The organism is Flavobacterium sp. YO12 (genome assembly GCF_004119495.1).
Classification (GTDB): domain Bacteria; phylum Bacteroidota; class Bacteroidia; order Flavobacteriales; family Flavobacteriaceae; genus Flavobacterium.
Map to the genome: position 1 here is coordinate 20,361 of NZ_NRQU01000057.1, position 11,463 is coordinate 31,823.

General features: G+C 36.4%; 12 protein-coding genes. 2 read left to right on the top strand and 10 right to left on the bottom strand.

Going from position 1 to position 11,463, the window contains the following annotated elements:
- Positions 1–109: 109 nt before the first annotated feature.
- Positions 110–1,000, bottom strand: a complete 891-nt coding sequence (locus tag BOW55_RS16265) for a DMT family transporter (protein ID WP_129024972.1) — start codon at positions 998–1,000, stop codon at positions 110–112.
- A 116-nt stretch (positions 1,001–1,116) separates the two neighbouring features.
- On the opposite strand from BOW55_RS16265, the gene BOW55_RS16270 reads away from it, so the two are divergent.
- A complete protein-coding gene (locus tag BOW55_RS16270; RefSeq protein ID WP_129024973.1) occupies positions 1,117–1,584 on the top strand; it encodes an Lrp/AsnC family transcriptional regulator in 468 nt (155 codons plus the stop codon).
- Positions 1,585–1,925: 341 nt separating this feature from the next.
- Here the strand turns inward: BOW55_RS16270 and BOW55_RS16275 are convergent, their stop codons facing one another.
- From BOW55_RS16275 to serC, 8 genes are all read right to left on the bottom strand, one after another.
- Positions 1,926–2,852, bottom strand: coding sequence for an alpha/beta fold hydrolase (locus BOW55_RS16275; protein WP_129024975.1), 927 nt, complete (start codon positions 2,850–2,852; stop codon positions 1,926–1,928).
- Between the two features lie 165 nt (positions 2,853–3,017).
- On the bottom strand, positions 3,018–3,509 hold the full coding sequence (locus tag BOW55_RS16280; RefSeq protein ID WP_129024977.1) for a cupin domain-containing protein: 492 nt from the start codon (positions 3,507–3,509) through the stop codon (positions 3,018–3,020).
- Positions 3,510–3,511: 2 nt separating this feature from the next.
- Complete coding sequence (locus BOW55_RS16285; RefSeq protein ID WP_129024979.1) at positions 3,512–4,246, bottom strand: pirin family protein; 735 nt, start codon at positions 4,244–4,246, stop codon at positions 3,512–3,514.
- A 62-nt stretch (positions 4,247–4,308) separates the two neighbouring features.
- The gene (locus BOW55_RS16290) at positions 4,309–4,911 is read right to left on the bottom strand and encodes an isochorismatase family protein (protein WP_129024981.1); all 603 of its coding nucleotides are present in this window, start codon (positions 4,909–4,911) and stop codon (positions 4,309–4,311) included.
- A 147-nt stretch (positions 4,912–5,058) separates the two neighbouring features.
- Positions 5,059–5,640, bottom strand: coding sequence for a Crp/Fnr family transcriptional regulator (locus BOW55_RS16295; RefSeq protein WP_129024983.1), 582 nt, complete (start codon positions 5,638–5,640; stop codon positions 5,059–5,061).
- A gap of 706 nt (positions 5,641–6,346) precedes the next feature.
- Positions 6,347–6,955 carry an FMN-binding negative transcriptional regulator gene (locus BOW55_RS16300; protein WP_129024985.1) on the bottom strand — a complete coding sequence of 203 codons (609 nt, stop codon included), beginning with the start codon at positions 6,953–6,955 and terminating at the stop codon, positions 6,347–6,349.
- A 51-nt stretch (positions 6,956–7,006) separates the two neighbouring features.
- Positions 7,007–7,882: a DMT family transporter gene (locus BOW55_RS16305; protein WP_129024987.1), complete on the bottom strand. Its 876-nt coding sequence runs from the start codon at positions 7,880–7,882 to the stop codon at positions 7,007–7,009.
- A gap of 60 nt (positions 7,883–7,942) precedes the next feature.
- Positions 7,943–9,025, bottom strand: coding sequence for a 3-phosphoserine/phosphohydroxythreonine transaminase (gene serC / locus BOW55_RS16310; RefSeq protein ID WP_129024989.1), 1,083 nt, complete (start codon positions 9,023–9,025; stop codon positions 7,943–7,945).
- 96 nt (positions 9,026–9,121) lie between these two features.
- On the opposite strand from serC, the gene BOW55_RS16315 reads away from it, so the two are divergent.
- Positions 9,122–10,558, top strand: coding sequence for a PLP-dependent aminotransferase family protein (locus BOW55_RS16315; protein WP_129024992.1), 1,437 nt, complete (start codon positions 9,122–9,124; stop codon positions 10,556–10,558).
- Positions 10,559–10,730: 172 nt separating this feature from the next.
- On the opposite strand, the gene BOW55_RS16320 is transcribed toward BOW55_RS16315, so the two are convergent.
- Positions 10,731–11,006, bottom strand: a complete 276-nt coding sequence (locus tag BOW55_RS16320) for a DUF2624 family protein (protein ID WP_129024991.1) — start codon at positions 11,004–11,006, stop codon at positions 10,731–10,733.
- Positions 11,007–11,463 lie beyond the last annotated feature (457 nt).

Genomic DNA, 11,463 nt, shown 5'->3' on the forward strand with positions numbered 1-11,463 from the left:
AGCTGTGCGGATGTTTCCTGATTTCGTGTTTCAAAAATTAAAAAAAAATCCCATTTCTAATGAAATGGGATTTTAATTTTGTGACCTCTGATGGAATTAGAAAAGAAATTCACAATCTTCTGAGTAAGAAAATTGTTGAAATTATAAATATACTGCCAATCCAGTCCATTATACCGAATGTGACGTTCAGCCAAAGTACAGAAATAATAGCTGCCGATAAAGGTTCAGCAGATGCTAACAAACTTGTTTTTTGTGAGCCGATTATTTTTACTGCTGTAAGATAGGCGTAAAATGCTGTGAGAGTCCCAAAAAGTATTATAAATGTGGTGTATAAATAAGTATAGTTATCCCATTTTCCAGTAACGTCCAATGGAGAATGAACAAAACTAAGTACCATTCCTCCAATCAGCATTGCCCATCCAATAACAACTGCTGAATTATAACGTTTAAGCAGGCCAATTGGCTGAATGCTGTAAAAAGCCAGTGATAATGCAGAAGCTAATCCCCAATAAAGAGCTGCCGTGGAAATAGAAAGACCATCAGTATTACCGTGTGTAACTAATAGATATGTTCCGACTACCGCAAGAAATATTGCCAGATATTCAATAGGTTTTGGATTTTTTTTATTTTTTAAAGCCAGATAAATTGCTATTATTACTGGTCCGGAATATTGAAGGACAGTTGCCGTTGCAGCATTAGAGTATTTAATGGCAGCAAAATAAGTATATTGAACAGCCATCATTCCAAGAAGGCTGAATAGTAAAAGTTGAAAAACATCTCTCTTATTACGCCATATCAGCCAAAGATCTTTTTGCTTATTTATCAAGGAAAATAGTAATAATAATATTGCTGAGAAAAGCAATCTCACGGTAACAAGCCATTCGACATTAATTTGCCTTTGCTCAAAAAGGAATTGACCAAATGTTCCGGAGACACCCCAGAAAATTGCAGCAATAATAGCTAATAAAAATCCTGCCAGTTGTTTATTTTTTTCTTTCATTTAATTGTATTTAATAATAGAGAAATAGTTTATGGCGCAAAAATAATTCACTAGATGTGTTTATTTTTGTTAATTTACAGACTGTATTTGCAATTTTGTTTCATTAATATAAAAAAATGACATTAGATAAATTTGATTTAGAGATATTAGAAGTTCTTCAAAAGAATAATCTAACACCGCAAAGAGATATCGGCGATAGAATTGGACTCTCAGCAGCTGCGGTGCAAAGACGTATTAGGAGAATGCGTGAGACAGGTGTTATAATTGCAGACGTGTCAGTGGTCGATCAAAGTGAACTTGGACATCCTCTGACTATATTTGTAGAAGTGGAGTTGAAAGACGAGCAACTAAAATTAATAGATGAAGCCAAGCAGCTTTTTAGCAGTATTCCTGAAGTCCAGCAATGTTATTATGTAACAGGTGACGTTGATTTTATACTTGTGTTGGTACTGCCTACAATGTCAGATTATGAGAAACTGACCAGAAAATTATTTTTTGGTAATCCTAACATTAAAAAGTTTAAAACTTTTGTTTCAATGCAAAGTGTTAAGACTACTTTTGAAATTCCTATCATAAAGAAGTAGTAAAACCTTGAATTATTCAAGCTTGCGCAAGCTTCTAGCGTGTGAACATGGTTGAAAGTGATAATACATAAATATGCTAAAGCAGTAGAAAAAAAAGCATAAAAAAATCCCATTTCGTTAGAAATGGGATTTTAATTTTGTGACCTCGACTGGACAAATTACAACATCATTTTTGGATGATTTGAAGAAATTGGCGTACTATATGTAATGTCTGTCTTCCATTGGCTTTATAAATTTGGTTTAGATGTCCTGTTGGGGATTGAAAGAAAAATGTACTAAATTTTGCATCTTATTTTGTTATTAAAATATAATAATTAGATTCACTCTATAAATTTCCGAAGTTAGAAATTAGTCAAAATGTGATGTGCTATTTCCTGTGGCTTTTCTTCAGGAAGAAAGTGACCGGCATTTTCGATTACAATTGAAGTTACATTTTCCGCTACCAGCTTGGTCATTTCGCCAACACCAGCTCCAAGTGAATATTCTCCTCCGATAGCAGTAACTGGCACTTTGATTTTTTTCTGAAGTAAAGGTGTGGTCTGATCTATAGAATCAAAGACTCCTCTGTAGATTCCAAAAGCACCCTGGAAACCATTATTCACAGAGAATGTGCGATAGATTTCATCAATCTGTTCGCTGTCAATTACATCTTTTCCGACAGTCATCCAATCATAGAACCAAGTAAGGAACTCACGTTCTCTTCCTGTAAAAAGTACTTCAAGCGCCTTTGGAGCATGGGGAAGGATCCACCACCACATCGGCCCCATCTGGCTTTCCATGGTTTCACGGCTGAATGATAAGTGGGGGCTGAGCACCTGATCCAGCATCACTACCATTTCTATATAAAATAAAGCGGCAATCTCCTGCGGGTGGTCAGCGCTCCAGATAAGGGCTGGTGCCGCGCCCATATCATGTGCCGCCAGGGTAATAGGCTTTCCTTTTCCAAAATCCAGCTTTTTCACTAAAGCCCTGAAATCCTCACTGATTGTGCGGGCATCATATCCGATAGTGCCTTGCGGTTTATCAGAATCACCATATCCTCTCATATCAGGAATTAAAACGGCAATTCCTGCATCAATTAAGATGGATGCTGCTTTTCTCCAGGAGCTTGAAGTCCCTAAAAAGCCGTGCCATAAAAGAACAGGACTGCCCTCAGGATTGCCTCCCATAAGATAATTAATTTTAATTCCGTTAACTTCTGCTGACCCCCCTATAAGCTCTTTGCTTAAATTACCCGGCTCTGCTGTATTTTTATCTATATTTTCCATTTTTATTCTTTTTTAGGGCAGTATTGTACAATACATTCTAAGGACAGACAACAGTTTCTGCATGGCAATAGAAATATTGCAGGAATTATCCAGTGCTGATTTTAAGCAATCAGCCCGCTGGAAAAACCTGTCCGCAAAATTTTTATATTTAATTGAATTGAACTGCTATCCTAGGTAATCAGGAGCGTATGTTCTCTGGCCGTATTTCTGGTCCATCTCTTTTAAGAATTCCTTCCGTTTCTCTGTGAGTTCGGGAACCGGCAGGAATTCGCCGGCCTTTACCGGAGTTCCTATTTCATGAAATAAGTTTTCCAGTCCTGCCGGTACTACAGTACAAAGCAGACGTGCATAATTTTTTGAAGTATTTTTAAAGCAGTGCACGGCGCCGCCAAAAGGGATATTTATGAATCCGTCCTGAGCTACAGCCTGCTTTCCTGCTTCAGTTTTAAATTCCAGTTCCCCTTCAAGCACATGAAACATTTCCTGGGTTTCAGGATGTGCATGCGGAGGCGGCCCTCCACCGGGAGGCACTATCATTTCGATAACAGCGTAATTACCATTGGTCTGTTCTCCGGAGATTATAATTCTGTAATTGCCGCCTGCAACTGCCAGTCGTTCTCCTTCATTTTTACTGATAATCTTGATAGTTTTATCCATAATTACATTTGATTTCCGCTGTACATTCCGCCCTTGAAGATTTCTCCTTGTTCATCTGTGAAGAATAAAACAAGTTCAGTATCCTCTGACGCTGTAATTAAAACAGTCTCGTCTTTAAATACGATACATTCTTTTTTCTTAACATCAATAGTATCATTTACCTGCACTGATCCCTGAAAGACATATAAAAGAGCCGTAAGATTATTCTTTGGCAGCTGGGGTATTTCTGAAGTGCTTCCATGAAGAAGTTTCATATCATAAATCCACGTCTGGCTGCTGAATTGAAATTCAGTTTCAGGATTTGGAGACCCGATAATACGCCAGATGTTATCACTATGAAGGTCTTCCAGTTCTAAAAATACCACTTCGGGGTTCAAGTCTTTTTTACCGGGACGGATAAAAATCTGAAGTCCTTCCATTGTCTGCTGCTGACCCATAATTTTTTCTTCATGAAAGAATGATTTTCCGGCTTTCATCAGCATAAGGGTTTTTCCGCCTATTACCTTTACAAATCCTTCTGAGTCGCTGTGTTCTGCTTCCCCTGTTCTGAAATAGGAAAGAATTTCATCATTGATGTGCGGATGCATTTTTATAACCGTATTGGAATTTATTTCGGGATGGTCAATTCTTCCTATGCTTCCTATTCCGGTATCGGTGCTTGAAACGGCAGAACCTGGATAAAGAATCTTTATCGGGCCGTGACCCAGAAATTGGGAGCTGTTTATTTTCTGTATCATAATAATATTTTTAAAGAAGCCGGATACCTAAATATCCAGCTTCGATTATAAGAATCTATTAATTAAGAGAACTGTCCTACTTTAGACATAACTTCTTCAAAAAGGATTGGAAGAACTTTTTGACCGTCCTCTGTTGCCCAGTTGTGCACCATTTCAGAAATTATCTGGTTGATTGTTGTAGTTCTTACACCCTGGCTTTCCCAAGTCTGCTGTGCGATATCATCAGCAATTTGTGAAGGAGATCCTCCTGCATCAAGTACTACCTGAACATTAAATCCTTCTTCCTGCATTGAAATTGAAGGCCACACAATACATACATCATTAGTAAGGCCTGCCATGATTACGTTTTTTCTTCCGCCAGCTGCTTTTAGAACAGCATTTTTAAAATTCTCGTCATCCCATGCATTTGTAATTCCTTCTCTTTTTACTCTATCTGCATACTCTTTAGGAAGCAGATCCTGTAAATCCTGAATTAAAGGTCCTTGTGCATGATCTTCCTGGCTGCTGGTAAGCACAACGGGAATGTTTAAAGCTGTTGCAAATTTAGCCAAAGCTCTTGTTCTGCTCACGATCATTTCGTGAGGTCTGTTAGCTGCAAAATTAAGTGTGCCTGTCTGATGATCAATTAATAGCATAACGGTATCATCTTTTGTAAACTGTTTCATTTTTCTAATGTTTTAAATGTTGTTATAAATTTCAAAAATCTTTGTTACTGATTTATAAGGCAAATTTATTGCAGCTATGAAGCAGAAAACGATGACATTTGTCAATAAAGAACGATATAAGAAAAATAGAAGAACTGGATCTTAATTTTATTTTTGGAATAGCTTACTGCGTACGCGGCTTAATGTTTCCTTGCTGATACCTAAATAAGAAGCAATGATATGCTGGGGAAAGCGCTGTACAAAATCAGGGTAGCTTTTGAGTAATTGCTCATATCTTTCCATGGCAGGAAGGGCAATGGAATTGTTTAATCTTTTTTGGGAAGCAATGAAACTGCTCTGGTTCATTTTCCAGAACATTTCCTTAATTGTAGGTATTTCAAGCAGACGCTGCAGATCGTCAGCTTCCAATATTAGAAGTTCTGTATCTTCCCATGCATCAATATTATATACCGATGGTGTTTTCATAAGATAACTTTCACGATCCACCATCCACCAATTTTCAAGAGCCAGCTGGATGATATGCTCATTACCGGCGCTGTCAATGCTGTATTGTCTCATAGCGCCTTTTATTATAAAACCCGTATACTGGCAGATATTTCCTTGTTCGAGGAATAACTCCTTCTTTTTTAACTTGGCAGGTTTGAGTACTGTTTTAATTAATGCTTCATCTTCTACTGTAAGAGGAGATTCACTGTATCTGCTAATGTAGCTGAAAAGCTGTTCATACATAGATTTAAATATTTTAAATAAAAGTACAATAAAATATATTTTTAAGAAGCATGATTTTTGTTATTACAATTAGCATTGTAAAAAGTGCTGATTGATCAAAGTTAAAGCAGTTGTAAAACGATTACCAAAATCACTGCAATGCTTGTCCATTAGTAAAAATAAAGTCAGAATTATCAAAAACTAATACTATATCAATTAGAAACAAACCAGCTCTTGGAGAGAATATATAGAAGGATTATGAAAAATAAAACACCAAATCTTTAATAGATTTAATGTAATTATATATAAGATTGTACTTTAGGACCGGCTCAAAAACGAGTCAAAAAATTGATATAAGGTAATAAAAAAAAAGGCGTCAATTGTCTTCAATTGACGCCTTTTGGCTTTTGTGACCTCTACGATACAAATTCACACAAATTTTATGCAGGATTTAAAGAAATTAGCTTATTTTCAAGTGAATTTGTAAGAAAATAAATTTAAAATTATTGAAAAGCGGTTTAATTGTATCGTAGAGGATAAATGTTAAAACATATTAATTTTCAGATTTTTTATTAATATAAAAGATATGGTTTTAGAGTAAATATTTGTGATATGTAAATTTAAAATTAAGTTTTAACATTATTAGTATCAAAATTTATTGAGGATAAATTTTCTAATGATATTTGTTATCTACTTATAATAAGTCTGGAAATGATTTCTCTATCATTTAGATTGTTGACTTTAAATATGGACTTAATTGCTTTTCAACAGTTTGGTCACTCTTTTCGAGATGGTCAGCTATGCGCTCTCTTTCAATCTCCGTTTTGTTCTGGCTTAATTTTTTCTGCCCCTGCAAATCGGTGACTTCAAACTCAAAAGCAGTTATTCCCCTCATCATGCTTTTTTTAAATTTATCGGGAAGATTATCCCATTGCTCTTTATAGCTTTGTTCGTAAGACATGATCATTTTTTCCAGAGCTTTATATTTCATATTTTCATCGCTGATAATTTTTGCCTTGCCATATGCATGAACTGTTATATAATCCCAAGTTGGAACACTTTCAATTTTATCATAATGCGTTGGAGAAATATAGGCATGAGGCTCACTGAAAATTACAAGTGAAATGCTTTCTTCAATAAATTTAGACTGCTCATTGGCGGCTGCGAAATGAGAAGTCAATATTAGTTTTTCCGAGCTGTCATCAATAGCAAAAGGGAGGTGGGTAGCAATAGGAAGGCCATCTTTCACTGTTATAATACTCGCAAAGCTGTATTGTTTGATAAAGGCAATTTTTTCTTCCCAGTCTTCAAATTTAAAAATATCAGGTATAAACATTTTGTTGTTTTTTAGTTTAAAATTCTTTTGACTTCTAATTTTTATAAAGTTCTATTTGGCAAATTTTTTGGTTCCTGCAACACAAAGGATTACTCCCAAAATAACAATCAGCATACCGATGCTGACCTTTTCATGAAGAAGCATAGCAGCCAGCGCAAGACCAAAAAGCGGCTGCAGCAACTGCAATTGGCCGATCACTGCAATTCCACCTTGAGCAAGACCTTTGTACCAGAATATAAATGCTATAAACATGCTGAACAGAGAAACATACCCAAGACTGATCCAGGCTCCTGAAGATATATTGCTAAAAGTATCAGGCATGTAAATAAATGTGAGTGGGAGTATTACAGGCAGAGAGATGACCAATGCCCATGAAATTACCTGCCAGCCTCCTAATGTTTTAGTAAGTTTAGCTCCTTCGGCATAACCAAGTCCGCACAATATTATTGCGGCTACCATTAGAAGATCGCCTGCAGATGACGCTGAAATTCCCTGGGATGCCGAGTACCCTGCCACTAAAAGACTTCCCAATATCGAGAAAACCCAAAAAATAGCTTTAGGACGTTCGCCTCCTCTGATTATGCCAAAAACAGCTGTTGCTACAGGCAGAATTCCAACAAAGATAATGGAGTGTGCCGAGTTTATATACTGAAGTGCTAAGGCGGTAAGTAGCGGAAAACCAATTACTACTCCTGACGAAACAATTATTAGTGGTAAAATCTGTTTTTTGCTAGGGCGTTTCTCTTTGCAGATTAGAATAGCAGAAAGTGCAAGCACACCTGCAATAGCGGCTCGGGCTACTGTGAAAAATACGGGATTAAATTCTGAAACTCCCACTCTTGTAGCTGGAAGTGAGCCACTGAATAATACTACTCCGATAAATCCGTTGATCCAGCCTTGGGTTGTGTTTTCTTTTATTTTGTTCATGAAATATATTGTTTATTATTTATTGCAGCAGTATTCTTTTGTCAATGACTTTAACTGCATTTAAAAGTGTTTTCTAATATGGATCTCATAGTCCTGCATTGCTCTCACAAGTTCTTTTACACTGTCAATCGAGAGCGCGTTGTAAAGAGATGCCCGGAATCCTGCATGTCCCTGATACTGTTTGATCCCGGCTATATTTCGCTGAGATGTAAAGCTTAAAAAATCATTTTCGTAAGCTGGATTATTTAATAAGAATGTAACATTCATTCTGCTGCGCTGCTTACTGTGTGTGACGATTCCTGAAAAAAGGCTGTTTCTGTCAATCTCATTGTAGAGAATACTGCTTTTTTCGATATTGCGTTTTTCCATTTCATTTAATCCTCCCTGCGCTTTAATCCATCTAAGATTCAGAAGGGTGCTGTAAATGGAAAAAACAGGAGGGGTGTTATAAACTGATTTATGTGCCGCCAGAACTGCATAGTTAAAAACATTCGGAATTTTTTTGGTAATTTTTTCAAGCATGCTGTTTTTTACTATTACAATAGACACTCCAGCCGGTCCCGCATTTTTTTGCGCACTTGCATATATCATATCAAATCTTTCTACGTCGATCCGGCTGCTTAATATATCAGAAGACATATCGCATATAACTGGTACGCCGGTACGCGGAACTTCATACTGGGTTGTGCCGTAAATTGTATTGTTTGACGTGTAATGAAAATAGACACAGTTTTTCGGAATAGAAATATATTCCGGGATAGAATTGTAGCTGTCTTCTTTTCCAGAAGCGGCAATATGTATTTTTCCATAATACTGCGCTTCTTTAATAGCATTTGAAGCCCATACTCCTGTATCTAGATAAGCAGCATGATCATTCTGCTCTAAAAAATTGAGAGGTATCTGCGCAAAATGCTGGCTTGCTCCGCCGGCAAGAAACATGACAGTATAATTTTTATTAATTGAAAGCAGCTCACGCAGCAGTTCTTCAGCTTCTCGTATAATTTTTTCGAAGTGAGATGATCTGTGCGAAATTTCAAGAAGAGAAAGCCCTGTTCCATTAAAATTTTTAATTGCATCGGCAGTTTCATTGTAAACTGATTCGGGCAGGACTGCCGGACCTGCACCAAAATTATGTGTTTTCATATTTTAAAAATAATTGCTTGTGCGAAAGTATATTGAATGCTAAACAAACACAGTAACAATTTTGTATATTTGAATAGACACAGTTACTTTTACAGTATGAAGAAAGATTTTTTATATAATGAAATAGCGGAAAACATTGCTGAAAAAATTCACTCGGGCGTATTAAAAGAAGGAGAACGTCTTCCATCCGTACGAATGTTAAGCAGAGAACATGGAGTCAGCATTAATACGGTAAAAAGAATATTTTTAGAATTGGAGTCAAGATCTCTGGTTCAGTCAAAACCGCAGTCAGGATATTTCGTAAGCCCGCTAAACTATCTGAAACTGCCACTTCCTGAATCGAGCCAGCCTCTTTTAACGCTAAGCAGTAATGAGCCTAATGAGCTGATAAACAAAGTCTATTCTAATATGGGTAATACAGACTTGACTCTTTTTTCAATTGGCGTGCCTTCAGGAAATCTTCTTCCTCTTGCAAAGCTCAAAAAAGAAATTGTTTCAGCATCAAGAGAACTGAGGGAAGGCGGAACGGAATATGAACCTCTTCAGGGGAATCTTAAATTTAGAAGGATGATAGCGGCGCGTTCATTAGCATGGGAAGGGCATTTAAGCGAAAGCGATATAATCACAACATCCGGATGCATGAATGCCTTATCATTATGCCTTATGGCCTTAACAAAACCGGGCGATGTAATTGCTATAGAAAGCCCGTGTTATCCGGGAATTCTGCAGTTAACATTAAGTCTTGGATTACAGGTTATGGAGATAGCAACGCATCCTGTAACAGGAATTGATATTGAAGTTCTTAAGAGCATAATGCCTAAAATAGATATTGGTCTTCTGGTTCCGAATTTTAATACGCCTTTGGGGTACTGCATACCAGATAAAAGTAAAAAAGAGATTGCAGAACTTTTTTCCCAGTATGATATCCCGCTTATTGAAGATGATACTTACGGCGATATTCACTTTAGCCAGAAACGTCCAAAATGCTGTAAATCATTTGATACGGATGGAAATATCTTATGGTGCAGTTCAGTGTCTAAAACACTTGCTCCAGGCTATCGTGTCGGCTGGGTCGCTCCAGGGAAATATAAAGAGCAGATACTGCGGCTAAAACTGATCCATTCTGTTTCTTCAACTTCGCTGATCAATGAGGCAGTCGGAAACTTTCTAATGACAGGAAAATATGAAAATCATCTTCGCAGGCTCCGTAAAACACTTCAGGAAAACTATCAGAACTACGCAGTTATAATCGCTGACCATTTCCCATTTGGAACCAAAATAAGCAGACCGCAGGGAGGTCTTGCATTATGGGTGGAGTTTCCAAAAGAGATTGATACAGCTGAGTTGTATAATTATGCATTGCAGCATCAAATAAGTATTGCGCCCGGCAGAATGTTTACGCTTCAGGACCAGTTTCAAAACTGTATGCGTTTGTGTATCGGACTGCCATGGACAGAAGAATTAGGACAAAAATTAAAACTGCTGGGCAGCCTGTCGAAGAAAATGAAGCAGAACTTAGCCGGAAATAAGTAAATCAGCTTAATTCTTCCGGGTTAAGGTTCTTTTGCTGATGTAAAACCGTCCCCTATATTTTTAAGCCCCCAGTCATCCATTATTTTAATAAGCGAAATTAAGGATTCTCCCCAGTTCAGTACGAAAGTACTCTACACGATTGACATATTTTCTCAAAATTGAAAAAAAACTATTAAATATTCAAATTTGAGTTTATGATAATGCAAGGCTTACAATAGATTACCGCCGGTTTTCCTTTAACCCGCTGTTTTTTCTGATTGCTTTTGATTTGTTTATTTGTAGAATCGCAATCATCTAAATACTTTTTAACTACAATATTTGCTAGTTTTCTAAGAAAAAATAATATTTGTTCAGCTTCATTCGCAGTTACATGCATTCCTTCTTTCTTAAGGATTTTCATTGCTTTTTTAGGAGTGATTTGGCCTCTAAAATCAATTTCAGTTTTCATCTCTTAACGTTTTTATGTTTGATATTCAGTAATCAAATAGATAAAGTTTGGAGCAGGAATTTTGAAATATATAAGACTAAAAGTAAATATGTTTTTTGGGCTTATTGTTAAAATTAAGAATATTTTGAATATTTATAATAGCAATCTGTTGTAAATTAAGGTATTGATGGTTTGAGTCCTCTAGAGGTGACTCTTCAGGACATCCAAATAATTGTATTGTTTGAGGATATATACTTGTTAAATAGCAAGAAAAAGACATAAAAAAAGGTATATTTTGTTAAATATACCTTAAATTGTTGTGACCCTTACTGAACAATTTACAAACCATTTTATGAATGATTTAAAGAAATTGGCCTATTTTCAAGTGAATTTGTAAGATAATTATTCTTGGTTTTTATTGAGAAGCGGTTTGTATGTATCATAGAGGTTAAATGTTAAAAGGTGAAAATTTATAATG

Bases quoted from the DNA above. Each gene is read 5' to 3' on its own strand.
- BOW55_RS16280 (WP_129024977.1), bottom strand. From the start codon at position 3,509: ATGGATAAAACTATCAAGATTATCAGTAAAAATGAAGGAGAACGACTG.
- BOW55_RS16285 (WP_129024979.1), bottom strand. From the start codon at position 4,246: ATGATACAGAAAATAAACAGCTCCCAATTTCTGGGTCACGGCCCGATA.
- BOW55_RS16270 (WP_129024973.1), top strand. From the start codon at position 1,117: ATGACATTAGATAAATTTGATTTAGAGATATTAGAAGTTCTTCAAAAG.
- BOW55_RS16290 (WP_129024981.1), bottom strand. From the start codon at position 4,911: ATGAAACAGTTTACAAAAGATGATACCGTTATGCTATTAATTGATCAT.
- BOW55_RS16315 (WP_129024992.1), top strand. From the start codon at position 9,122: ATGAAGAAAGATTTTTTATATAATGAAATAGCGGAAAACATTGCTGAA.
- BOW55_RS16300 (WP_129024985.1), bottom strand. From the start codon at position 6,955: ATGTTTATACCTGATATTTTTAAATTTGAAGACTGGGAAGAAAAAATT.
- BOW55_RS16305 (WP_129024987.1), bottom strand. From the start codon at position 7,882: ATGAACAAAATAAAAGAAAACACAACCCAAGGCTGGATCAACGGATTT.
- BOW55_RS16320 (WP_129024991.1), bottom strand. From the start codon at position 11,006: ATGAAAACTGAAATTGATTTTAGAGGCCAAATCACTCCTAAAAAAGCA.
- BOW55_RS16265 (WP_129024972.1), bottom strand. From the start codon at position 1,000: ATGAAAGAAAAAAATAAACAACTGGCAGGATTTTTATTAGCTATTATT.
- serC (WP_129024989.1), bottom strand. From the start codon at position 9,025: ATGAAAACACATAATTTTGGTGCAGGTCCGGCAGTCCTGCCCGAATCA.
- BOW55_RS16295 (WP_129024983.1), bottom strand. From the start codon at position 5,640: ATGTATGAACAGCTTTTCAGCTACATTAGCAGATACAGTGAATCTCCT.
- BOW55_RS16275 (WP_129024975.1), bottom strand. From the start codon at position 2,852: ATGGAAAATATAGATAAAAATACAGCAGAGCCGGGTAATTTAAGCAAA.